Origin of the sequence: Jeotgalibaca dankookensis (assembly GCF_002005405.1) — a bacterium.
GTDB classification, from domain to species: domain Bacteria; phylum Bacillota; class Bacilli; order Lactobacillales; family Aerococcaceae; genus Jeotgalibaca; species Jeotgalibaca dankookensis.
Window position 1 is genome coordinate 1,546,569 of record NZ_CP019728.1, and the last position, 23,815, is coordinate 1,570,383.

General features: G+C 34.6%; 21 protein-coding genes. 6 read left to right on the forward strand and 15 right to left on the reverse strand.

Translation table 11 applies throughout. The features are described from left to right. Positions 1–5: 5 nt before the first annotated feature. From BW727_RS07635 to BW727_RS07680, 10 genes are all read right to left on the reverse strand, one after another. Entirely contained in the window at positions 6–1,091 is a 1,086-nt protein-coding gene (locus BW727_RS07635; protein ID WP_062469928.1) for an ABC transporter permease, read from the reverse strand. Between the two features lie 146 nt (positions 1,092–1,237). Further along, positions 1,238–2,134 (reverse strand): diacylglycerol/lipid kinase family protein, encoded by an 897-nt coding sequence (locus BW727_RS07640; RefSeq protein WP_062469925.1) that lies wholly within the window; start codon positions 2,132–2,134, stop codon positions 1,238–1,240. Between the two features lie 17 nt (positions 2,135–2,151). After that, positions 2,152–5,019, reverse strand: coding sequence for a DUF3427 domain-containing protein (locus BW727_RS07645; RefSeq protein WP_062469922.1), 2,868 nt, complete (start codon positions 5,017–5,019; stop codon positions 2,152–2,154). An 18-nt stretch (positions 5,020–5,037) separates the two neighbouring features. Then, a complete protein-coding gene (locus tag BW727_RS07650) occupies positions 5,038–5,433 on the reverse strand; it encodes a (deoxy)nucleoside triphosphate pyrophosphohydrolase (RefSeq protein WP_062469919.1) in 396 nt (131 codons plus the stop codon). 665 nt (positions 5,434–6,098) lie between these two features. Then, the gene (locus BW727_RS07655; RefSeq protein WP_062469916.1) at positions 6,099–6,938 is read right to left on the reverse strand and encodes a DNA adenine methylase; all 840 of its coding nucleotides are present in this window, start codon (positions 6,936–6,938) and stop codon (positions 6,099–6,101) included. Between the two features lie 380 nt (positions 6,939–7,318). Next, entirely contained in the window at positions 7,319–8,068 is a 750-nt protein-coding gene (locus BW727_RS07660; protein WP_062469914.1) for a hypothetical protein, read from the reverse strand. Between the two features lie 13 nt (positions 8,069–8,081). Next, complete coding sequence (locus tag BW727_RS07665; RefSeq protein WP_062469911.1) at positions 8,082–8,624, reverse strand: hypothetical protein; 543 nt, start codon at positions 8,622–8,624, stop codon at positions 8,082–8,084. Between the two features lie 19 nt (positions 8,625–8,643). Next, positions 8,644–10,662, reverse strand: a complete 2,019-nt coding sequence (locus tag BW727_RS07670; RefSeq protein WP_062469908.1) for an AAA family ATPase — start codon at positions 10,660–10,662, stop codon at positions 8,644–8,646. Continuing rightward, positions 10,652–10,843: a hypothetical protein gene (locus tag BW727_RS07675; RefSeq protein WP_062469905.1), complete on the reverse strand. Its 192-nt coding sequence runs from the start codon at positions 10,841–10,843 to the stop codon at positions 10,652–10,654. Before BW727_RS07675 ends, BW727_RS07670 begins: the two co-directional genes overlap by 11 nt. Next, positions 10,827–12,890, reverse strand: coding sequence for a DEAD/DEAH box helicase family protein (locus BW727_RS07680; protein WP_062469902.1), 2,064 nt, complete (start codon positions 12,888–12,890; stop codon positions 10,827–10,829). Before BW727_RS07680 ends, BW727_RS07675 begins: the two co-directional genes overlap by 17 nt. Positions 12,891–13,345: 455 nt before the next feature. Here BW727_RS07680 and BW727_RS10620 point away from each other — a divergent pair, with 455 nt between their 5' ends. The 4 genes from BW727_RS10620 to BW727_RS10900 all read left to right on the forward strand — a co-directional run bounded on the left by BW727_RS10620 (position 13,346) and on the right by BW727_RS10900 (position 14,589). Then, the gene (locus BW727_RS10620; RefSeq protein WP_156179552.1) at positions 13,346–13,495 is read left to right on the forward strand and encodes a hypothetical protein; all 150 of its coding nucleotides are present in this window, start codon (positions 13,346–13,348) and stop codon (positions 13,493–13,495) included. A 42-nt stretch (positions 13,496–13,537) separates the two neighbouring features. Further along, positions 13,538–13,711 (forward strand): hypothetical protein, encoded by a 174-nt coding sequence (locus BW727_RS10625; RefSeq protein WP_159443135.1) that lies wholly within the window; start codon positions 13,538–13,540, stop codon positions 13,709–13,711. 38 nt (positions 13,712–13,749) lie between these two features. Beyond that, complete coding sequence (locus BW727_RS07690; protein ID WP_335617531.1) at positions 13,750–14,295, forward strand: divalent metal cation transporter; 546 nt, start codon at positions 13,750–13,752, stop codon at positions 14,293–14,295. A 123-nt stretch (positions 14,296–14,418) separates the two neighbouring features. Next, positions 14,419–14,589, forward strand: coding sequence for a hypothetical protein (locus BW727_RS10900; protein WP_335617515.1), 171 nt, complete (start codon positions 14,419–14,421; stop codon positions 14,587–14,589). Positions 14,590–14,779: 190 nt separating this feature from the next. Here BW727_RS10900 and BW727_RS07695 read toward each other — a convergent pair whose 3' ends face one another. From BW727_RS07695 to BW727_RS07715, 5 genes are all read right to left on the reverse strand, one after another. Next, a complete protein-coding gene (locus BW727_RS07695; protein WP_062469896.1) occupies positions 14,780–15,742 on the reverse strand; it encodes an ABC transporter ATP-binding protein in 963 nt (320 codons plus the stop codon). Beyond that, complete coding sequence (locus tag BW727_RS07700) at positions 15,726–16,811, reverse strand: ABC transporter ATP-binding protein (RefSeq protein ID WP_062469893.1); 1,086 nt, start codon at positions 16,809–16,811, stop codon at positions 15,726–15,728. Before BW727_RS07700 ends, BW727_RS07695 begins: the two co-directional genes overlap by 17 nt. Positions 16,812–16,813: 2 nt before the next feature. Further along, positions 16,814–17,851 (reverse strand): ABC transporter permease, encoded by a 1,038-nt coding sequence (locus tag BW727_RS07705; protein ID WP_062469890.1) that lies wholly within the window; start codon positions 17,849–17,851, stop codon positions 16,814–16,816. Beyond that, complete coding sequence (locus tag BW727_RS07710; protein ID WP_062469887.1) at positions 17,844–18,785, reverse strand: ABC transporter permease; 942 nt, start codon at positions 18,783–18,785, stop codon at positions 17,844–17,846. Before BW727_RS07710 ends, BW727_RS07705 begins: the two co-directional genes overlap by 8 nt. A 118-nt stretch (positions 18,786–18,903) precedes the next feature. Next, positions 18,904–20,574 carry a peptide ABC transporter substrate-binding protein gene (locus tag BW727_RS07715; RefSeq protein WP_062469884.1) on the reverse strand — a complete coding sequence of 557 codons (1,671 nt, stop codon included), beginning with the start codon at positions 20,572–20,574 and terminating at the stop codon, positions 18,904–18,906. Positions 20,575–20,771: 197 nt separating this feature from the next. On the opposite strand from BW727_RS07715, the gene BW727_RS07720 reads away from it, so the two are divergent. Further along, positions 20,772–22,709 carry a S9 family peptidase gene (locus BW727_RS07720; protein ID WP_418268862.1) on the forward strand — a complete coding sequence of 646 codons (1,938 nt, stop codon included), beginning with the start codon at positions 20,772–20,774 and terminating at the stop codon, positions 22,707–22,709. 97 nt (positions 22,710–22,806) lie between these two features. Beyond that, positions 22,807–23,808, forward strand: a complete 1,002-nt coding sequence (locus BW727_RS07725; protein WP_062469872.1) for a nucleoid-associated protein — start codon at positions 22,807–22,809, stop codon at positions 23,806–23,808. Positions 23,809–23,815 lie beyond the last annotated feature (7 nt).

A 23,815-nucleotide genomic window follows, 5' to 3' on the forward strand; every position in this document is an offset into this window, starting at 1 on the left:
TCCTCCTATCCCATCGCTTCTAACGGATCAATTTTGGCGACTGTTCGTACCGAAAAGAACGCCCCTGTAATCGCAAACAAAATTAATAGTCCGGTTATAGCAACCAGGAAAAGGCTATTTGATTGGAAGGGAACGACTGCTGGTAGAAACAAAGCCGTTAACAAGGTCAAGGCCAAGCCAATACCTACTCCAATTACAGCTAGTATAAAGGTTTGCGCCACAACTGATTTGGCAATATAACCGGTTGATATTCCCTGTGCTTTCATAATTCCAAACATACTTGATTTTTGAACCGTTAAAACATACATAAATATACCAATTACAACTGCTGCAATCACAATTAAAAAGCCAATCATTAAACCAAATGTTAAAACCTGAGCCGTATAGCCTGGAATTTTATTAATATAATCCCCAATACTATACAAACGTAAATCCTCATTATGAACCTTAATAGCTTCTAAAGACTGGTCACGGACTACAATCGCACTAATCCGACCGGACTCACTCTCATCGATATTTTCGAAACGGATATCTTGGTAAGTATTAACGGTTGTATAAAGGACGGGGCCAACACTGAATTGTGCATTGTCCGTGAAGCCGACGACTTCCACCGTTAAATCTGTCCCCGTTAAACTGAGTTGGTCACCAATTTCGATTCTGTTCTCTTCTTTTAAACTAATGTCTGCGACGATTTCATAATCGTCACTGAAGGCGCGCCCTTCAATCACATTTGGCATAATAAATTCCTCTTTATTAATACCAAAGAATGTCACAGATATCTTTGACTCTTCACTTGTTTCGCCTTTTTTGCGAACAACATTAGGTGCTTGGCCTAACACTGCTACCTCTTCTGCGTCTATATCAGCAGCTAACCCCCTGCCCATCATAGACATCCCAATATTGGTATTCGATTCGTCTGTTAAGACAATTCCGCTAGCATCCCATTTATCTACACTGGTTTTGTTTGCCTGTGCTAAACCATTTGCCAAACCAACCAAAAAAAAGACTAAATAAGAAACTAAAACCATGACTCCAATGATTAACGCAAACCGGGTTTTTGAATGCTTAATCTCGTTCCAAGCTAAAAACATACTTTTACCTCTTAGTAACTGGGTTACTTCTTTCTCATTTTATTTTGCAATAGAAATATCATAACATGGAAATAATATTCCCGTTTATCTTTTTGCTCACCATACACTAAAAAAGGAACATACCAATGATATGTTCCTTCCTATTTTCATTGAGATTTTGGTACCAATACAGTGAGGTGATGCTCCAGAACAGAAACATCTATCGGTAAAGCGGGTCCTTCATCACCATCTACATTCGTTTTTAGCTCTGTTCCGTCTGTAAGAGCAAGATGTGCCTTTTCAAAAGCACGGTAAATAATCCGCTCATCTTCGGCTACTTGTCCTGAAAATATTTTTGGTACTAAGCTCACTTTATCAATGATTTTATCACCCTTTAGCAGCATAAAATGGAGTCTCCCATCGTAAGCACTAGCTTCGGGTAAAACATTTTCAAATCCCCCTATCGAGTTGGATAAAGACATCACCACGACCATTGATACTTCTTGAATGCTTTCACCGTCTATTTCGATATTGAAATCATACATTTTCTTCTCACCCAAAGCTTTTGCCCCTTCGATGAAATAAGCGAGCGGCCCCAGTTTGGTCTTTTCTTCAATATCAACCTGCTGAACCGCTCGGGGAACCTCCCCAATTCCAACGATATCGATGAAATAACGGTCATTAATTTTACCGATGTCCATTTTTTTCTCTACTGAATCTTTCAAATTCGCAATCGCTTCTTGCGGGTCCATTGAAATTCCTAATGAACGACCTAAATTGTTCACCGTACCCATTGGTATAAAACCAAAAACAGGCCGGTATTCCTGCTCTGCTAATCCGTTAACCGTTTCGTTGATCGTTCCATCTCCACCCATCGCAAACACTGCCGTTAAGCGATCTTGGGTCGCTTGCTTGGCAAAACGCGTCGCATCGCCCGCTTTTTCTGTATGCTTGACGGTCACTTGATCGTACATTTCTGTTAAAGTAGCTTCCATATCTTTTGCATAATCTTTTGCCTTTTTATCTCCTGAAGTAGGGTTTACGATTAATAGTGCATGTGTCATCTGATTATCCTCGCTTTCTAAAAAGAAACATTTTCTGGTTCAAATTCTTGATACAGAGCAATCGGCATCTTATGATGCAATTTGTATTGAATCTCAATAGGTTTTTCGTTTTGATGACTGATACCGTCTGCGGTGCCAATATAAGTATACCGCTGCGTAACATTATTAACCGTTTTGTACTTTCTAACAAACAGATGAATCACTTTTTCATGTTCGCTATTCCTAGTTAACTCTTTCCCACGTTTTGAATGAATACGGGTCGCATTGGGGGTTTCCCATTGAAACTGGCTCTGTGATATAAATTTATCTTTATAATTAATGTTGTCTTCAATATCTTCTTCTTTATGCAAGTCAACAAATAAGAAATAATGATTTCCATTTAATTCATTTTGTAGGGTACTTCCTCTAAAAGCTGAATGAGTATTGCGATAATTAGCCATTAGCCCCACTTCTCTTTGCGTGTATTCACTATAGAGCTTGAGGAAAGGATAGCCTAGGTTCTGGTGTCCAAAAGCAAGTTGGTATCGTAATAAACCGTAATGAATTGCATCACTGATAAAATGTTTCTGCTCATGATTGGTTAAAGCAATTGATAAGTCTTTATGGAAAGTATAGCCGTCTTCAGAAATCTTCTCAATTATTTTTACTTCTTTTTGTTCCTTTTTATCTGCGTACTCAAAATTAAACGTTTCTAAGGCATGATTGGTTGTATTTTTTTGGTCGCCATCCACATATTTAGCAACTTGTCTGTAAGCTTCAGCTTTTGTAAAAGTTTTTTGGCTAAGACAAATTTCTAAAATTGCAAATTCATGTGGACGCTTTAGAGGAAGATAGCTGAGTAGTTTTGTGTATATGTCCATGAACTTTTTATCCGCCACTAGTGCTTGAATCTTTTCATCTGTTTTTTCAACTATCTTTAGAAATTCAATATAATTATTAGATTTATTTTGCGATACAGATTTACTAAAGAATAAAATTGGATCCGGTGCTCCTTCAAGAGTTAAATAGTCCTGAAGGTGATAAGGCACCTTTCCACCCAAGGCATTTTTAAAGGTTTGGTAATCTTCTTTTAAATACTTAAAAGTATAAAAATTTTCATTCTCTAATTGATTTAGAATTTGTTCTTTCGCTATTTTGTCCATACGAATATTGGACGGTCCTGGGATATTTCGAAAGTCTCGACGAACTGCATGGGTAATTTCTTTCTTTGAAACAGAACGGGACCCATATAAGGCAATGGCAATTAAAAACGACTTGCTATAGTTCCCAATAAAATCTAATACCGTTAAAAACTCTTTACGTTCAGCTATTCTTAACCCCCGTCCTATTTGTTGCGTAAATACAATGGGGGATTCGGTTGGCCGCAACATCAAAACTGTATTAACGCTCGGTATATCAATTCCTTCATTAAAAATATCGACAGTAAAGATAACTTCAAGCTGAGCAGTTTCGCTTTCTAATAGACGAATTTGGCGTTGGCGTTCGTCTTGGGTATCTTCACCAGTTAAATAGCTACTTAAAATTCCACGTTTATTGAATTCAGCTGCCATAAATGCAGCATGCTTCTTAGTGATACAAAATCCTAATACACGTCTTTTAGAATCATCGTGCCCATAGAAACGCATTTTTTCTACAATAAAATCTACTCGACTAGAAATATTTAATTTTTCGGCAATTTCATCTGGTCTTAGGGTGTTATCGCTCAGGTCAACATCACTTTGATCCGTTATACCGTAATAGTGAAACGGAACCAACAATCCTTCTTTTAAAGCTTCTCTTAAACGTACATCAACCGCTAAATTATTACCGAACAAATCAAAAACATTCCCTTCGTCACTCCGTTCTGGCGTTGCGGTCATACCAAGGAGAAAGTCTGGCTTAAAATAATCAATAACTTTTTGATAACTTGGACTAGTAGCGTGATGTGCTTCATCTATTACAATATAGTCAAATTCATCTCTTTCATATTGTTCATACTCACGAGACATGGTTTGAATGGTCGCAAACAAATAGTCAGCACCGTAACTTTTCTTATTCCCAGTTAATAATCCCATTTTATTCTTTGGAACAGCAACAACCTTTGCAAATGATTCAAGTGATTTTTCAAGAATCGTTTCTCGGTGAACTAGAAAAAGCATCTTTTTTGGCTTAACTTGTTGAACATCAAAAGCTGCCATAAAGGTTTTACCTGTACCTGTTGCAGCTACCGCTATGGCACGGTCATTGCCATTCTCACGTAATAGGGCTAATTCTTGTATTGCCTTCGTCTGCATCACATTTGGTGTTAACCTTGGCATCAACGGGTAGGTAAAAAGCTGACGTGCGTTGAAGTCTGATGAATGGATGGTATCTTGATAACGTACTCCCTGATAATGACGTTCAAACTCCACCATGTAATCTTCTGATGTCACAAGACTCTTTTCCCAGATATCGTGGAAGCTTCCTTTAAGATCGTTTAGAAACTCTTGATTTGATTCATCGTTTTTTGCAATGACTTGTAAATTCCATTCGATGTTACTCTTCAAGGCATAATTGGTTAAATTTGAAGATCCTATAATAATTTTATAAAAAGAATCATATTCAAATATATAAGCTTTTGGATGGAATCCTTGTGTTTTGGTTGCCAAAAACACACGGACATCTACTCCCGCAAACGCCTTTACTCTCCTAACTGCTTTAGGATCAGTAAAGTTTAAATAGGTCCCAGTTATAAATTTTCCTTTAACCCCTTTTTCAGTAGCAATTTTAAAACTATCCAGTAATAGTTGAACGCCAGAATAGCTAATAAAAGCGATATTAAAATAGAACTGCCGGCACTCTGTTAAAGATTCTGTCAGTTCATCTAATAAATTTTTCTGACTGGTATTATTGACCAATGTATACATAGACCGACCCTCTTTCTATTAATCGTTTTTATTGACCAAAAGGTTAATGGTCGGAATATCCGCTGGTGCCCATTCTAGGAGCTCAAGCTTATCAACAGGAACCCATTTGACAGCAACGTGCTCTGTGAGGGTAGGCACCCCTTCTGTTAGCATACATTTGAATGTTGTTAAATGAACAAAAGCAAAATTATATTCATATTTTGTAGTCGTTATTTTTTCTTTCACAACAATTTCACACAAAAGTTCTTCTCGAATCTCACGTTCAAGGGCTTCTTTTCCAGTTTCGCCTGGTTCAATTTTACCACCAGGAAACTCCCACAAATAAGCTAAAGCTTTGCCAGGACCCCTTTGCGCACAAAGAATTTTCCCTTCTGATTCAATAACCGCTCCTACGACATGAATTTCTTTTTTCATAATATGCCTCTTTCTTTTTTAACTACCGTGATAACAAAACAAAAAAGAACCATATAATGTTCTTTTTAGATCTTAAATTCAATTAATATTTATTATAGAGAAAATTTATTTTATCATTATGTTTAATGTAATTTTTCATACATTTTTTTGTTATTTAACAATAGTTATAGAATAATGGGCTTCAAAATTTTTTTCTTGAATAAGTCAATGGAGTAATACTATATGACCATTAGTGCTTCTCACCTCTGTTATTTTTAGATAAACAATAGATGTCATCTTTAGTATTATTACATTAATATAAATGTGAATTAACACTTATTTGAAAACGATCTTTATTGAAGTCATAAATATTATGTTCAATACAGATAAATGATAAAACACAGTTTTTTTAAAATCCTATTCTTATAATCGAAAGTTCATCTATCTCGGGAGTCGGGTGGTACTTCTAATGTGTGTCTATCAAGACCGTCCCTTATTTTGTAAGTCAAAAAGTAGAAAATAAGTTCCTCAATCTCCTATATGTCTCTTAGCGCTGGTAAAATGGTCGACTCATGAAAAATGCAATTAAGAAATTATTAATGTAGTTGCATTGTGTTGTAAATTTTCCTACATTAAATTTATTTAAAGTTTTAATCGTTATTAAAAAACCTATTATACTTTATTGTTCACAAAGTATAATTGCTAATCAAAACTTCATCTATCTTTCCTCTTTTACTCCCAACTGAATTAATACTCCTTCTCGCTGCTATAATTTCAACATTATAATCCTTGTATAAATCTTCAATGAAGTCTACTTTTGAATTCGATAAAAGAAACTTCACATTCCGAGCATTCAATTCATCACACACATTTTTTAAACGTATTTGATCATTTTTTCCAAATTTTGAATTGGTATATCCTGTGAAACTCACGGTAGTATTTAGAGGTACATAGGGTGGATCTATGTACACAAAAGAACCTGATTCTACACTTCGTAAAACTCCTTCGAAGTCTCCCGTTAAAAATTTGATATTATTGCTATTAAAGTATTTATTTAAGTCTAATAAATTTTCTTTATTAACTATATTTGGATTTTTGTATCTCCCATATGGTGTATTAAAGTGGCCTTTACTATTTACCCGATATAAACCATTATACCCTGTTTTGTTCAAATAAATTAATCTTGAAGCCTTTTCTATACTAGTCCATTCACTATACGTATCACTTCTATCAATTGCTCTCATTCTATAATAATACTCTTCTGTATTTTCATGTTTTTCTAAGTCTTTGATAAGTTGCTCAACATCCGTTTTAATTACTCTATAAGCATTAATTAGATCTTCGTTAAAATCATTTACGACAGCTCTATTAGGCTTCAAATCTAAAAAAACTGCTCCTCCTCCTAAAAATGGTTCGTAGTAATTACTTATTGTTGACCTTTCGGGTATTCGTTCTCTTATAGAAGGTAAAAGTTGCCTTTTACCACCTGCCCACTTTAAAAACGGTTGGATGGATTTTGTCTTCATTATATTTTCTTCCTTATCTATCGCAATTTTTATAATTATACTAAATACCAATAATTATCATATCACGAACTTGGGTTCGTTCCAATCCTTCTACGCTCATTAAATAAGCAGAAAGTAAAGTAATGGCTAGGACATAATATTTAATGACTAATCTTTAACAATTTAGCACTCCAGTACTATTTAAGTTCAACTTTTGAGCAATTAATTCCTATATATATCTACTACAATTGAAAAAATTAAAATCGATATCTTTTATTAAATCTTATAATACTCTGTATTTACTTATTAATAGAAAAAGTATACCTTAGAATATAAAAATATAAAGCCATTTACATTTTACTGGTGATGTAAGTGGCTTTTACTTAAAATTGTTTTTGCTTCTACAAGATTAATGTACTTCTGAGTTCTAGATACCATGATCTCAAATTTTTTGTTAATTCAAATGTTTGTTCTTTTAATAACTCTTCATGCAAAACACTTGGATCATTTGACAATTTATCAAAAATGATTTCTCTCGTAATCGAATCAAAATTATTACCATATAGTTGAATCATCAAACATTCTTTAATAGTTTTATAGTTACTCAAATCTTTAATAAAAGAAAGTACCTTTTCATCTGTTTTCTTTAAACTCAACGTAAAGAATTTAGATGTTGGAATAAAAAAACTTTCAATGACTGATAAATAATTAAGGTAAATAAGCGTATCAATCAAAACCCGACCTACATCTTCCCCATCTTTACTTGCGCAAGTAAAGTTAAAAACTGATTCACTAATATTTTCTTTTGAAATATTATCAAGTAAAAAAAATACGGAAAACAGGCTTTTATTTTTCGGAAATTTGTTCAAAGGGTTAACTTCGATAAACTTCTCATTATTAAAAAAATTAACAAAATTATCTTTATCAAACTTATTTATTTTTATCGTATTTCCCATTAGGCTATTTACATCAATAGCATAATTTATTACTTTTTTATTTTTTAATACAGATGCATCGTATTCTACATTAGTATTTTCACTATTTTTTCTTACAATATAGTCCGATTCAGCAGCTGAAGTGTTTCTTTCTTCCTCTAAACTTAATGAATCCACATTTAATAAATCATCCCAATCCAAGTCAAAATATTCCATGATTGGACCCCTTTCAAATATTCAAAATATCCTCTATTTCTTCATCTGTTTCTTGTTTCAAAAAAAGCTTTTTGTCTTCTTCTACTTTTTCAGACAATAATTCGGGTGCTGTTAGATTTTCATCTAGTAGGACATCTATTACTAATTCTTTACTTGTCTTTTCTAATAGTGTAGAATAATTTTCGCCTATTTTTTCTATTCCATATAAAGCATGCGCTTTTATTTCTTCTAAGAGGGTTTTAGTTTCCACTGTACTATCATCTATATTGAAAACCTGAGCAGCTGTTAAAGCTCTCCCTTGGTATACTTTCTCATGTTGTAGAAAGATAAATAAAATATTCTCAAGTTGGCTTCTTCTTTGAAAATACGTTCTGGAAACTTCAAGTCTATCATTTATCTCTAAATCTATTTCAGATTTCTTTCCAAAATAGATCCCTATTAACGCTGCTTCAACAAATAAATCCGCTCCACTTTGATATACAGAATTTTCTATTAAGGCTCTTGCTATGGATGCGTGTTTACCATTTAGTACAATATCACTCGAGATTAATGCCATTCAATTTCCTCCATTCTTTTTAAAGCACTTCTAATTCTTCATTGGTTAGAGCGTTTTCTCTTTCTGTTTTTGGAATAGATAGTTTATATTTTTTGCCTATATGTTCTTCTAGACTATCCTCAACTGGTCCTTTATATTGCCTTTCAGTACTAAAAAGAATTAATTGTTCCACAGACTGTGGTAACTTTTCTGAAATTCTTTTTGAAAATTGATTGTCTAGCGTGGCAAAAGCAGCATCTAGTATTATTGCAAAATCCTTTTCATTACTATAATCATAATCCTGTCCTTTATTTTTCTCTTTAATTATCTCTTTATGAGCATCGATAATTGCAAGTATTAGTGACATGCTAATTGAAATTCTTTCACCTTCAGAAGGTGAAGCAGGAGATCCGTCAGCTTCAGTAACACTATACTCAAAATTATCATTTAACGATAATTTTTTATTTTTATAAATTATCTCTGAAAAATGATTATTTGCTATTTTTTCAATTTGATATTTTCTTGCAATTCGATCCTTTTTATTTCGTTCCTCTAAAATCATAATACTATCATCTATGAGGTCATACTTGATTTTATTAAAGATATTTTTATTTTTTTCATTTATTAATTCCTTATATAATTTTTCCTTGGTGTTTAATTCTTTTTTTTCATTCTCAATATGATATTCTACTATATTTTTGCGTTTACTCAATTCTGAGATTCTATTTTTCAATTCTAGACGCTCATTGTTTTTTTGTTTGATTCCAATCGAATCGTTATTTCCAATCTTCTCACTCAATTCCAAAAGACTCTCTTTTTCAATACCCATATTATCTATCGTTTCGATATAATCATTTTTTATTCGTTGTAAATATTGGTAAGCAGTATTCATTCCCGCCATTTCATCTTTTAAATTATTTTGAAATATTCTCACTAATTGTGAATTGGATATTGGTGGTTGATAATTCCTTTGTTCTAAAAGATGATCCTTATGTCTGTCTGTTATTTTTTCTCCACAAATACATACTCCTCTTTTAATTATTTCATCAATTGCACTTGCTTGCATACTAGAAATTGTCTTTTTATCATATTCTTCATTAAAATTGATATTTCTATATTTTTTATTCAAAAGAGCCATCATCATCTTTATCCTGTAATTGTAACTATCAAATAATATATTCTTTCCCATTTCTTGGAGCTTTGAACTGTTTTTTTCAATCTTCCCTTCCAATTCTTTTCTTTGTTTTGTTAAATCTTGAATTTGGTCATATAGACTTAATTCATTGTCTAATTTATTAATTTTTGATTCACTTTCCTTTATCTCTTTTTGAATTTTATTATTTTCTAGTTTATAATCTTTTCGTAAATCTTCATGAATAATCATGTCGTGATTCAATTTCTTTATTTTTTTGTCATTAGTTCCCTCAGATAGATTACTTTTATAGAATCTTTTCATATTATTCAAAGCTCTCAAAGAATTATCAAGAATATTAAATCCATTTATCGCTCCTATTGCATTTCGAATATCTGATCTGGATTTAGCGTTGTTGTTACCTAAATCATTTATCCTCTCTCCATCGAATAAAAAGTAATGAGACATTTCTTTAGTTAATATTTTATTTATCATTCTGTTAATTTTTTTTCCATCAAGAGTTGAATCTCCTGGTGGACTAGTTAATATTTTTGTTTCACCAGAACTATCTTTAAATTCTATACTTATTATTTCATTATATATTTTATTACTTTTCCTATATACTTCCCTAAACCTAGTTATCTCGTAATCAATACCTTCTTCTTCTATCACTAACTGGACAGACAACTTTTCTTTTTCTTTATTACTCGTTTTTTGGACATACTTATTTAATAAATGCAGTTTATTGTCTAGTTCAGTTTCTTCGTCTCCGTATAAACACCATTTTATGGACTGCATGAGAGTTGTTTTACCAGTGGAGTTTTCTGCTATGATAACTGAAACATTTTTTGTTGGACAAACTGAGAACTCTAAGTCCATTTCCATAAATTGTCGAAAATTTCTAAGCTTTAAAGTTTTAATTTTCATAGTCAATTCCCTCTCGTATTGCTATTTTAACTGAGATTTCGTCTACTTTATTATAGTATTCCCTTTCCTTCTCACTAGTATCTTTTGCTGTTGGAAATGGATTTTCTTTATATATCCTTTTTTCATTCTGCAAAATATACTTCAAAATTTCCTTTATATCTTCATTATTTATTAAATCCATATTCATTAACCTCCAATAAATCTCTATAAGCTTCTTCTATAATATCAATTTTTTTCTGAATTTCATTATAATTATCCGCACCATCTTGATATGCTTTCATTCTTTTTAATTCTCTAGCTACAAAATACGCATCCGCTTCATCCGGCTCAAACGTATCAGCATTATAGTCTTGAGGTAACATTACATAATCATAAATTTTTGACGTTGGTTTACCTGGATAAGTTCTTAAAATACGACCTCGCCTTTGAATAAATTCAGTTTGAGAATCAGTACTTGATAATATATATGCATCTGTAACTTCCGGTAAGTTTATCCCCTGGTCTAAGCATTTTATAGCTACAAGAACATTTAATTTTCTTTCTTTAAACTGTGTCAATATTTTTTTCCGTTCATCAGAATTCACTTGACTTCTTATCTTTCTCAGTTTTACTCGTTCGATTTCGCTTAGTTTTTTTGCTACAATATCAATATGTTTTTCTTCGAATTTATTTATATTATTGTTGTAACCTCCGGGAGAGCAGTAAACAATTGATTGATATTCATCATCTCTGCTTGAAAAGCTTGAAACTAGTTCATCAATTTTTGATGTCGAAGAGTTAGCAATTGTGGCGGTTATTTTTTCTATCTGATTTATTGCTTCTATGTTTTTTTTCAATAATTTTTCTTTATTAGTATAATAAATATTTCTATATTGTTCTAAAGATTCTTTATCAAAGTATAATAACTTTATATAATATTCATAGTTATTTAAAAAACCACTTTTTATTGCCTCATTTAAAGAGTATGAAAAAACGATTCCTCCAAAAAAACTAATTAATTCTTTGCTTTCATTTTTATTTTTTCTGAACGGAGTGGCACTAATTCCTAAGCGGTAATTAAATATATCTTCTAGTTGTTCGAACTTCCTTCTAGTTGTTTCACTGCCAAAGCTATGTACTTCATCGGAAATAATCAATCTTTCAATTTTTGAAACATTAATTATTTCTATAAATTTATTACTAATAAAAGTATCCCTCGTAACAATTACGTTGATATACCCATGACTCATACTAGAAAGTCTTCTTATTCTATTTTTTAAAGTTCCTGGCCATGAGGGGTTATCTCCAGAACAAATAATTGCTCTGGAACCACTATTAATTATATCTTCCTCCCATTGATATAAGAGTTCAATTTGAGGGACTACTATCACAGTCACCATTTTTTTTATTTCTTTCGCTAATTCTTGATAACATGCTAACGCTGTAATTGTTTTACCAGTACCAGTTGCCATTTCTAAAAGCCCTCTATAGTTGTTTTCGCGCCAACTTTCTACAGCTTTCAACTGATATTTGTAGAGACTACTATACTTTTTATAGATATTAACTGTAGAAAATATATCTTCAGAGTTCGACATGTTAGTTTTAGATATTCTTTCAATTTGTTCAATAAGTTCTTTAGTAACATCCAAGAGTATTAAGTCTGCTTTTTCTCCGCTCCAAATTTTATTAAAGTCATTTTCTATCTCATCCACGTATTTTTTATTTTCCCAATCATTTAGAACAACTAATGACTCATAATTATTAAACATTGCGTTATTTGTTTCATTATTAGAACCTGTAAATGCTAACCTGTTACCCTCGCTATCCTTAAATATACCCTTTTTATCATGAAACATACCTGTTCTTTCCGTGACCACAAATTTAATATCTACTGCTTTTCGAGCGATTAAATTGGATATTAATGGGAGCGTTTTACTATCATCAGAAATTTTCTTTAATTCTGTAGCAATAAACTCTGATATTTTCTCCCTCATACCATATCCCAATCGTATATTCTCTTTATCTTCATCGGACATAAGTGGGGAGCAAAGTATCTGTATGTATAAGTTATTAATATTTATACTATCTTCAATTTCTAATGCAAGATTTTCTAAAAATGAGGCAGAAAAATACCCCGAAATTCGTTTATACGACTCTGATTGTCTAATTGCTGGCTTATAGAATTCATCCAACATCTTATTATCGTAAGATGTGTAAGATATCCTCCATTTTATTTTTTTTAAGCTCATTTTATATCCACCTCACTTTATTTTTGGTTGTTATATATAAACATATTAACATATTCACAGAATAGATCATATTCAATATTAACGAATATCCCTTCTGATGTATTTAAATAATCTAAGTTAATATAAATTATAAATATAACACTTCTTTTTTATCTAAATAGCCTCAACTATATTTTTTAGATTTTAATCAAATAAAGAATAAGCAAGTCACCTCTATGATAGCGCTAAATATATTGGTTTATTATTTAATCCTCACCTCTCTTATGCACTATGTACAAAGATCTGTTTATTTTCTAGATGAATGGAGCTTCCTGTTTTCGTTCAAAAATAGTATGATAACAGCATAGCTATTATAAGAAGCTTCACGCTATAAATGTATCCGTTATCATTATTGTTTTGGCAATAAAACCAACATATAAATAGTTGGAAAATTATAGGAATAGGAGGAATTATACATGAGTAGTAACACGAGAAATAAAAAAGGCTTTTTTGATCGTTTTAAGGACATAGGGCCTGCAGCAATTGTAACCAGTGCTTTTATTGGACCTGGTACCATTACAACCACAACAATTGCTGGGGTTAACTTTAAATACGAATTGCTTTAGGCAATTCTATTCTCTGGTTTTTCTTTGTTGGTTTTAATGGAAATGTCACAAAGAATTGGTATTGTCTCTAATCGTGATATTGCCGAAGCATCTATCTCTACTTTTAATGACAATAAAACTGCAAGCCTAATTATTAAAGGTTTAATGGTCATTACTCTCTTTGCAACGGCTTTTGGATTTGAAGCTGGAAACTTAATTGGGGTTCTCTCGGTTTAGCTGATGTTTTAAGCTTACCGCAATGGGCAGCAGCTATCATTCTTGGCGGAGCAAGTTTTTATGCAGTTGTAGTAGGAACTGCCAAAACACTTGAAACATTAATGTCGATTTTTGTTGGTGTTATGGGAATTGTTTTTGTTATTACCATGTTTTTAGTTAGACCAGATTTCGGTGAAGTATTAAGAGGGTTTGTTCCAACAGGAATTCCTGATGGTTCTATTGTTAATATTGTTGCTTTAATTGGTACGACTTTAATTGGGATTAACTTGTTAATGAAAGCTATTACTACTGCTGAAAAATGGCAAGGAGAAGAACATTTGCCAGCAGCTCGTTTTGATACTGTTTTTAATGTGGGGATTGGTATTCTTATCACCGCAGCTATTGTTATTACTAGTGGAACTGTTTTATATGGAACTGGTACGGTTGTAAGTAGTCCCATAATTTTCTCACAAATGTTGGAACCTGTTTTAGGAAACTCAGCACGTATGATTGGTGACGTTAGGATTGCTGCTGCTGGGTTATCTTCAGCTATTGCAACACCACTTATTTTGAAAGTGGTTTTGGCTCGTCTCTTTAAATGGTAAGCAAATGGAACAAAAGCACGTGTAGCAGGTGGTTCCGCTGTTATTTTCGGAACAATATTTGCAGCGTTAGGAACAAGTCCAACGCAAATCATTATCTTTGCTTCTGCTTTTAGTGGTTTGTTCTTGCCTATCATAGCAATTTTAATCATGATTGCTGCAAACAACAAAAAATTACTAGGTAAACATAAAAATACAATTGTACAAAATATACTCGGTGGGATTGCAACTCTAGTAACATTAGGATTGGGAATCAATAGCTTATTGAAATTCTTTACAAATCTCTCTAACCTATAATTTGGTGCTCATTCATCATTAAAAGAGTATTTTATAATGCTAATGATGAATTTTCGATAAAAATCATCATTGGAACTACTTTAATAGAATCTAATGATGAAAATAGTGCTTATTTCATCATTAGAAGGCGTAAAACAAATGCTAATGATGAAAAGAGTCAGGACAAAAATGTCCTGACTCTTTTTTAATCTTAAGATAAGCCCAATACGTCCTCTTGATTATCTTGTTTCATCCATTCGGCTACTTCTACTGCCGTTCCTAGTACAAAATGGCTCCCTTCAACTAAGTGTTGGCTACCCTGTTCGTAATCCAACCCGCTCGATTCATAATCGTATGTTAAAGCGACTCGCTTTTTCTCAATAGCTGAATTTGGATGGGGTATTGCCGAAATCAATGATTTCGTATAAGGATGAATCGGGTTAGAAAATATCTCTTCTGTTGTTCCCGTCTCAATCATATGTCCTAAATGAAGCACGCCAATCCGATCAGAGATATAGCGGACCATGGACAGGTCATGCGCAATAAAGAGATAAGCAACGTTTGTTTCTTCTTGAATTTCTTTCATCAAGTTAACAATTTGTGCTTGAATGGAAACATCTAGTGCACTAATTGCTTCATCGGCAATAATCAGCTCCGGATTCATAATGAGCGCACGGGCGATACCCAGACGTTGGCGTTGGCCTCCTGAGAATTGGCTGGGGAAACGCCCCGCAAATTCCCGCGATAGACCAACACGCTCAAGAATCTCCATCACTCGGTCTGCACGTTCTTTTTTACTACCTGCTTTACCGTGTATATCCAAGCCATGCGCAACAATATCCATGACATTCTTCCGTGGATTTAAACTAGCCATTGGATCTTGAAAAATCATCTGCATCTTTGTTCGAAGTGTTTCTGTAGTTGGTTTATCAAGTTTATTTGAAATGTCCAATCCTTTAAAACGAATCTCACCATCCGTAATTTCATGCAACCGAATGACAGAGCGTCCAATCGTTGATTTCCCACTCCCAGATTCGCCTACGAGTCCGTATGTTTCGCCTGGATAAATATTAAAGGAGACTCCATCAACTGCTTTTACACTATAATGACGATTCACTTTAAAATGCTGTTTAAGATTTTCCACACTTAAAAGTGGTTCACTTACTGATGCCATAGGCTGCCTCCTCCTTTCTCATGCGTTCAATTCGTTCGATTAACTCTTGTGGCAAATCATACTGCGGAGCGTGTTCACTTAGTAACCAAGTTGCCGCTGAATGTGTATGCGTTAGCTGGAACATAGGTGGCTCTTCTCGTCTATCAATTTCAAGCGCATAATTATTACGCGGATAAAAGGGGTCCCCCACAATTTCTTTAGTCATATTAGGAGGATTGCCTGGTATTGAATACAATTTGCTTGTTTTCGTATCTAAGTCTGGCATAGCTAACAGTAATCCCCATGTATAAGGGTGTTGCGGGCGATAAAAGATATCGTCCGTTGTCCCTTTTTCTACAATTTTACCTGCATACATGACGTTCACATAATCTGCGACTTTGGCTACGACCCCCAAGTCATGGGTAATATAGATGACTGAAATACCCGTTTTCTCTTGAATATCTTGAATCAACTCTAATATTTTAGCTTGAATCGTCACATCGAGAGCCGTCGTTGGTTCATCACAAATTAGCACATCCGGGTCACAGGCAAGAGCAATTGCAATGACGATTCGCTGGCGCATTCCTCCCGATAAATGATGCGGATAATTATTCATACGCGCTTCTGGATTCGTGATACCGACGAGTTCCAGTAATCGGACTGCTTTTTCATACGCTTCTTTTTTTGGTGTTTGATAATGTGTCAGCATTCCTTCCATTATCTGGTTACCCACACTCATGGTCGGGTCTAAGGAAGTCATGGGATCTTGAAAGACCATTGCGATGCGTTTACCATTAATAGTATGGCGCATTTGTTTTTTCGATAGCTCTAGTAAATCTTGACAAGTATCTTGGTCATTGTCCTTATAATAATAATGAATTTGGCCGCTCTCAATAGCTCCATTCTTACTAAGAATACCCATAATGGCTTTAACGGTTACCGATTTTCCACTCCCGGATTCACCGACAATTGCGACTGTTTCACCTCTATACAAGTCTAAGTCAACACCACGAACTGCACACAATTTTCCACCTGATGTTTTAAAACTAATGGCTAAATCTCTAATTTCTAATACTTTATCTCGTGTCATCGTTAGACCTCCTTTAGGGTTGGATCAAGTGCATCGCGTAAGCCATCTGCTAATAAGTTAAAACTTAGCATTAAAAGCGCAAATACTAGTACTGGTGGAACAATCATATAGAAATGTGTTGTCAATGACTTAAAGTTTTCCGAGATTAAAGAGCCTAGCGAAGCCATTGGCACAGGTATTCCAATCCCAACAAAGGCTAAAAATGCTTCTGTAAAAATTGCGTTAGGAATCGAAAACATTGACATAATAAGGAGCTGGGAAAAAATGTTCGGTAATACTTCCTTGTACATAATTGGAAAGTCCTTGGCTCCCATTGTACGAGCTGCCAAAACATACTCACTCTCTTTTAATTTTAGCATGGAGGCACGAGCAATTCGGCTCATCCCAATCCAACCCGTTAAAGCAATCGCTAAGGTGATACTGAGTAACCCGGGTTTTAAAATAATAATTAATAAGGTGACCACAACGAGACTAGGAATACCATTAATGATTTCCAAAACTCGCTGCATAATTGTATCCACTCTACCACCATAGTAGCCCGAAACCATGCCATAAGTCATCCCAATCAATACATCCGCAATAACGGCTACTAAAGCAATATAAAGTGATATTCTGGTTCCCATCCACGTTCTGGTAAACAAATCTCTCCCCAACACATCAGTTCCAAACCAGTGATAAACATCTTCACCACCTGCTAGAGTTTCATACTTATTAACAACCAGTTCTCCAGTCGACGTTTTTAAAGTCTCAGAGCCGTCAAACAGACCTACTTTTTCTAATAGTGGGATGCGTGGAGCCATACTCTCATGTCCGGATATTTGTTGATCAAATTCGTAACCTGACATAAGTGGCCCGGCAAAAGCCATAAAAGAAATAAATATGATCATGACAAAGCCAAAAACTGAGCCTTTATTTCGGGCAACACGTTTAATCATTTGTTTCCATCGTGCTTCTTCAGAGTAATCCTCCTCAATGGTTAGTACTCCTGTAGTACCAATAAATTTGAATGATTCTGCTGTTTTGTTTATTGAGTTATCCATTTCCATTCTCCTTTACCAAACGAATTCTTGGGTCAAGGACACCGTACAGAATATCCACTACTAACATGATGCCAACATACATGGCGCTATATACAAATGCCAAAGCTAAGATTACATTATAGTCATTTGATTGGATTGCTTGAATCATCAATTGACCGATTCCTGGAATTGAAAATATTTTTTCAACTACGAGGCTACCAGTCATTAAACTAACAATCAGTGGTCCAAGAATGGTAATGATTGAAATGGAGGCATTACGTAACGCATGTTTAAGGATTAACTGCATACCAGATACCCCTTTACTTTCAACCAGTTGCATGTAATCGGAATTCATGACCTCTATCATCTCGGTTCGAGTAAAACGTGCAATGGTTGCTGTAACCGTCATACTCAAAGCTAAAGCAGGTAAGACGTAAGCAACCGCCCCTTGATCTTGACTGTAGAGCATAGGAAACCAACCAAGTCGGAATCCTAAATAATAAGAAAGTCCTAATGCAAAAACGTAAGAAGGAATAGATACTCCAATAACGGAAAAGAAAGTTGCAGCTGTATCAATCATTGTATTGTGTTTTAGAGCTGCCACAGTTCCTAAAATTAATCCTAAAATACTACCAATTACAATCGAAACTGCTCCTAAAGTCAAAGATATAGGCAAGCGGTTTTTTAAAAGGAGTGATACTGGCGTATTTTTTGAGATAGTATAAGAATCTCCAAAGTCACCTACAAGCATATTTTTTAAGTAACGGAAAAATTGTACAAAAACGGAATCATTCAAACCGTACTTCTCCCTTAAAATCATTTGTTGTTCAATGGATAACTTTTCATCGTTAAAAGGAGACCCAGGCATCCATTGCATCAGTGTAAAGAGGACAAGAATAATCACAAACAAAGTCAAAATGGATAAAAGAACACGTTTTGCAATATATTTTTTCATTTGAGTCTTCCTTTCTATTTTATTAAAAATGAAAAAGGATGCTGTGACTGCTTCTAGTCGGATAAACCCAACCGTTGCCTTGTCATGTATGCACCCTCTTCATTATTACAAGTTCGTATTAATCGATTGTCGCATTCTTAAACACACGTGGTACTCCGACAGAATGGAAATCAACTCCAGAAACGTTACTCTTAATCATTACGGCACTACCTTTTTGGTAGACTGGTAATACACTGGCATCATCAAGAATGATTTGTTCTGCTTCTTTTAACGCTTCCCAGCGGGCTTCTTTATCTAATGATAACTCGCCGTTTTGAGAAGAGAAAATCAGTTCGTCATATTCTGCATTTGTCCAACTACCATCATTATTAGAGCCGTCTGTTACCCATAAATCCAAGTAAGTCATCGGGTCAGCATAGTCAGGTCCCCATCTGGTTAGACCAAGATCATAGTCTTTACTCTTCATACGATCGAGACGTGTTTTCTTAGGCATTTGTTCAATTTCAATTGTGACACCTTCAAGGTTTTCTTCAATTTGTGACTTCAACATTTGAGAAACGTTAACAGCACTTTCAGTATCTTCTACCAACATACTGAATGTAAATTCTTCAGCAGCCAATTCGTCTTTTGCTTCTTCAAACAAAGCAACCGCTGCTTCCGGATCATATTCCAGGTAAGTTCCGGTTGTTGAACGGAAGTCTTCCCCGTCTGGTCCATTGGCCAAGTCAACCGGTACTATATAATTAGCTGGTTTGGAGCCATCCTTTAATGCTGTATTAACAATGGATTCCTTATCAATAGAGGTTGCAATTGCTTTCCTCAAATTTGCGTTATCCAAACCTTCTACCATTGTATTAGGAGAAATATACCAAACAAAACCGTCTTGAATATTAACAAATTCAGGATCATCCTTGAATAAATCTACTTGTTCTCCCGCTAAAGCAACGACATCAATATCGCCATTTTGGTAAGACAGCATTGTTTGTTGGGAATCCTTAATAACTTGGAAATTTAATGCATCAATCGCAACATTTTCTGCGTCGTAATAATCTTCATTTTTAACCAATTTAATGGATGTTGTAAGTGGCTCATACGCTTCTACTTTAAAGGCACCGTTAGCAATGAGCGTATCTGCTGAAGTTCCATAGTCATCCCCTACTTCTTCCATAAAGGCTTGATTCATAGGAAAGAATGAAATAAATGCCATTAAACTTTCGAAGTATGGGACAGGGTTAGATAGTTTCACTTCAAGCGTTTTATCGTCAAGGGCGGTCACACCCAATTGATCGGGATCAGCGGTACCATCAATAACATCTCCGGCATTTTCAACCCCTGCAATTCCCATGATATAAGCATACTCACTACCTGTATCAGGGTCTGCTAACCGGCGCCAAGCATATACGAAGTCATCCGCAGTAACCGGATCTCCATTCGTCCAAGAAGCATCTCTTAATTTGAAGGTATAGGTTAAACCGTCCTCACTCATCTCGGCTGATTCTGCCATTCCTAAAACAGGATCACCAGAAGAATCAAGCTGATAGAGACCTTCGATGATACTAGAAATAACTTCAAACGAAGCTCCATCTGTTCCAATTTGTGGATCCATTGAGGCAACTTCAACATCAAATTGCACATCTAAGGTTTTATCCCCATTTGTCCCGGTTGTGGCAGAATCCATGTTTGAATTCGCATCTGCAGAATCATTACCGCTGTCAGTTCCACATGCGGCCAGCAGTGTTAGCGCAGCTAAACTTGTAGCATATAATTTCAATCTTTTTTTATGTTTCATTTATATTCCTCCTTATAGCTGCCCGAACATTAACATTAGATTAGAATTTAATGTTAAGAATTATCGAAATTATAACCATAAACTCATTTTAGGTCAAGTAGTTTTTTAGAAAACAATAGACTTTTATTTTTTCGTTTGGTTTAATGATGACAAGAATCACTTGGAGGTGTTTTTTTTTGGAAAAAGAAAAAGTAACAATGGCAAATCTTTTTGATTTAAAAAGCTTAGGTCAACCTATCATTCATGATGACCTTATTTTCTATATTGAAACGCAACCTAATAAGGATGAGAACGCTTATCATTCGCACATTTATAGTATTCATAAAATAACTAAAGAGCGCCGTCGTTGGGGGGACGCTGGAACAAGCCAATCGCTTTTAACCATTTCTCCTAATGGTAAATATTTAGCATATTTAGGAAATAATAATAAAGATAAAAAAATGCAAATCATGCTCATGCCTTTAGATGGTGGGAGTGCTTATGCGATTACCGATGAAAAAGAAGGGGTATCCCATTATGTTTGGACCCGTAATAGTGCGTCTTTGTACTACCAAACATCTGTAAAAAATGAGGAAGATTCTCATGAAGATACGAAACAGCCTCATGCAATCATCATAAACAAATTAACTTACAAGCAAGACGGTTTGGGTATCTTTCCACAAAATCTCACCTATCAAATTAAAAAAGTCGACATTGCGAGCCTTGCTAAACAGCTTCTCTTAGAAGAAAAGCGTGAAATTGGTGTTGCTTATGTTTCACACGACGAAAGCTATTTATTAGTAAGCGATCAATTAGATCCAAATGACGAGTGGAATTATGGGGAAACTGTTTATTACTACGATATTAGTTCTAAAGAAAAACGCTCTTTAACAACGCGTATTCCTAAAGGAAATTTTTCTTTTGCAGCGATGTCTGAAGCGGAAGACTATTTACTATTGAGTGGAAATAATTTTGACTATGCCTTCGTTAGCTTGAGTCAAGTTTACGGATATGATATGGAAACCCATCAATTAGTCTGTTTAACAGAAAATTTAGATTTAGAAGTGAGTGATGCTCTGGTAGCCGATTTCCAGCAAAATACGAGCGGTGTCAAAATTGAATGGTTAAACGATTCAGAATTTTTATTCCCTGTAACGAAACATGGTAAAATTCAATTGTATAAGGGAGATCGAACTGGTAAAACTGAACTAATCTTTGACCAACGTCTACACCTAACAGATGGAAAAATAGATAAATCTACTAATCAGTTAGCCGTTACTTTTTCAACATTAACAAAAACATCTGAATTAGCACTTTTAAACCTAGATACAGGTCAATTAGATATTTTGTATCAGCCTAATAAACCTTTTTTCAAGCATCACGCGCTCGTTGAACCGGAGATGTTTTGGTATAAAGGCGCTGATAACTGGGATATTCAAGGCTGGTATTTACCCCCTCTAGAAGAAAAAAATAATCATCCGGCAGTTCTGTATATTCATGGTGGACCGCAAGTTGCTTACGGCGAATCATTCTTTTATGAAATGCAAGTTATGGCAGCTGAAGGTTATGGCGTTATTATGCTTAATCCCCGTGGTGGAAACGGTTATGGTCAAGCCTTTGTCGCTTCTATTTTAGGAGATTATGGAAATAAAGATTTTGATGATTTGATGTTAGGAACCGACTATATACTTGAACAGCATCCTGAAATTAATAAAAATGCTATCTATGTGATGGGCGGAAGTTATGGTGGTTTTATGACTAACTGGGTGGTTAGCCATACGAATCGTTTCAAAGCAGCAATTTCACAACGCTCTATCTCAAACTGGATTAGTTTCTATGGGACAAGTGACGTTGGTGCTTTCTTTGTAGAATTTCAGTTGAAGCGTGATTTATCTGACATGGTTGGGCTTTGGAATATGTCACCCCTTGCTTATGCTTCCCAAGTTAAAACGCCTCTTTTCCTTATGCACAGTGAGCAAGATTTGCGTTGTCCTTTGGAACAGGCGCAACAATTCTATGTCGCAATGAAAAAAAACGGTGTTGAAACTAAATTAATGACTTTTCCAGATTCTGATCATGGTCTATCTCGTAATGGTTTGCCAAACCTGCGTCTGGAACGTTCCAAAGCGATTTTTGATTGGTTAGCGACGCATTAGAATTGAGATTTGTTTATACAATCCAAACACTTCTCTCTATCCGAGCTCCCTTTTTTATGAGATACTCCTTCTTGTGATTTAAAGATGGAGGGAAACAATGATTTATATTCAAGAAGCAATTCTACATATTTTAGATCTAAATACCAACGAACCGATCTATTCGTTTGCTGGATTAGATATAACTGAAAAATTTACAATTGATTATATCCATGCCATGATTGGTAAAGTTGAAGATTCTGATAATATGAAAGAGGGAACACTTGCTGAAGGCGGTACGATAGTAACCATGTTAGAGCATATAACAGAGGACTTCGTAGGAGTGACGCGGGCACTTAGTGATAAGTTTTTTAAAATCACTAAATTAAATCCAGAGATTCCACCCGCTGATTTATTATTTACACGCTTTACCATGGATGACGTTCCTTGTCTGGGTCTCTTTAAACTAAATTATTCAGATAGTTTGACTCATTACGTTTCTAATGAAACAGACACCTTGACGAATCAACTGATTATCAATCGGGCGATTCTTCCTAGTGCGCGTCAAGCCATCCAAGAAGGTATGGTTTTGAACCTGGAAACTATGCAGTTTCATGTCATTGAAAAGAAACAAATGATTACTGAACTAGCTGAGAAAAAGTTTTACTTTACTGAAATGTTTTTGGAAGAATCGACAAAACCAAGTTTGAAGGAAAATATTACGATTATTAAAAAAGCAGTTCAAAAAACAAGTAAAGCTTTTAATGATGAAGAATTTGTAGCCCTTGCCGAAACAAAGCGGGCTATTGTCCATAGCATGGAAGAAGAGAGTGTCATTGATAATCAAGTGATTGCGGAACAACTCTTTGGAGAGAATTATGCTAAGAAAGAAAAATTCTTTGAAGAAGTTCAGGAATTAGGCTACGTCAATCGCGCTCCTGCAGAAATGGCGCTTGCTGGACCTAAATTTTCTAAGCAAAAACTGCGCTTAAATAACGGGATTGAACTGAGCATCCCATTAGATTTGTATCAAGATTCTGATGTTGTCGAATTCATTAACAATCCCGACGGAACCACCTCGGTTATGATAAAAAATATAGAAAAAATTAAGAACTTATTTTAAAGATAAA

Bases quoted from the DNA above. Each gene is read 5' to 3' on its own strand.
- BW727_RS07635 (WP_062469928.1), bottom strand. From the start codon at position 1,091: ATGTTTTTAGCTTGGAACGAGATTAAGCATTCAAAAACCCGGTTTGCG.
- BW727_RS07640 (WP_062469925.1), bottom strand. From the start codon at position 2,134: ATGACACATGCACTATTAATCGTAAACCCTACTTCAGGAGATAAAAAG.
- BW727_RS07645 (WP_062469922.1), bottom strand. From the start codon at position 5,019: ATGTATACATTGGTCAATAATACCAGTCAGAAAAATTTATTAGATGAA.
- BW727_RS07650 (WP_062469919.1), bottom strand. From the start codon at position 5,433: ATGAAAAAAGAAATTCATGTCGTAGGAGCGGTTATTGAATCAGAAGGG.
- BW727_RS07655 (WP_062469916.1), bottom strand. From the start codon at position 6,938: ATGAAGACAAAATCCATCCAACCGTTTTTAAAGTGGGCAGGTGGTAAA.
- BW727_RS07660 (WP_062469914.1), bottom strand. From the start codon at position 8,068: ATGGAATATTTTGACTTGGATTGGGATGATTTATTAAATGTGGATTCA.
- BW727_RS07665 (WP_062469911.1), bottom strand. From the start codon at position 8,624: ATGGCATTAATCTCGAGTGATATTGTACTAAATGGTAAACACGCATCC.
- BW727_RS07670 (WP_062469908.1), bottom strand. From the start codon at position 10,662: ATGAAAATTAAAACTTTAAAGCTTAGAAATTTTCGACAATTTATGGAA.
- BW727_RS07675 (WP_062469905.1), bottom strand. From the start codon at position 10,843: ATGGATTTAATAAATAATGAAGATATAAAGGAAATTTTGAAGTATATT.
- BW727_RS07680 (WP_062469902.1), bottom strand. From the start codon at position 12,890: ATGAGCTTAAAAAAAATAAAATGGAGGATATCTTACACATCTTACGAT.
- BW727_RS10620 (WP_156179552.1), top strand. From the start codon at position 13,346: ATGAGTAGTAACACGAGAAATAAAAAAGGCTTTTTTGATCGTTTTAAG.
- BW727_RS10625 (WP_159443135.1), top strand. From the start codon at position 13,538: ATGTCACAAAGAATTGGTATTGTCTCTAATCGTGATATTGCCGAAGCA.
- BW727_RS07695 (WP_062469896.1), bottom strand. From the start codon at position 15,742: ATGGCATCAGTAAGTGAACCACTTTTAAGTGTGGAAAATCTTAAACAG.
- BW727_RS07700 (WP_062469893.1), bottom strand. From the start codon at position 16,811: ATGACACGAGATAAAGTATTAGAAATTAGAGATTTAGCCATTAGTTTT.
- BW727_RS07705 (WP_062469890.1), bottom strand. From the start codon at position 17,851: ATGGATAACTCAATAAACAAAACAGCAGAATCATTCAAATTTATTGGT.
- BW727_RS07710 (WP_062469887.1), bottom strand. From the start codon at position 18,785: ATGAAAAAATATATTGCAAAACGTGTTCTTTTATCCATTTTGACTTTG.
- BW727_RS07715 (WP_062469884.1), bottom strand. From the start codon at position 20,574: ATGAAACATAAAAAAAGATTGAAATTATATGCTACAAGTTTAGCTGCG.
- BW727_RS07720 (WP_418268862.1), top strand. From the start codon at position 20,772: ATGGCAAATCTTTTTGATTTAAAAAGCTTAGGTCAACCTATCATTCAT.
- BW727_RS07725 (WP_062469872.1), top strand. From the start codon at position 22,807: ATGATTTATATTCAAGAAGCAATTCTACATATTTTAGATCTAAATACC.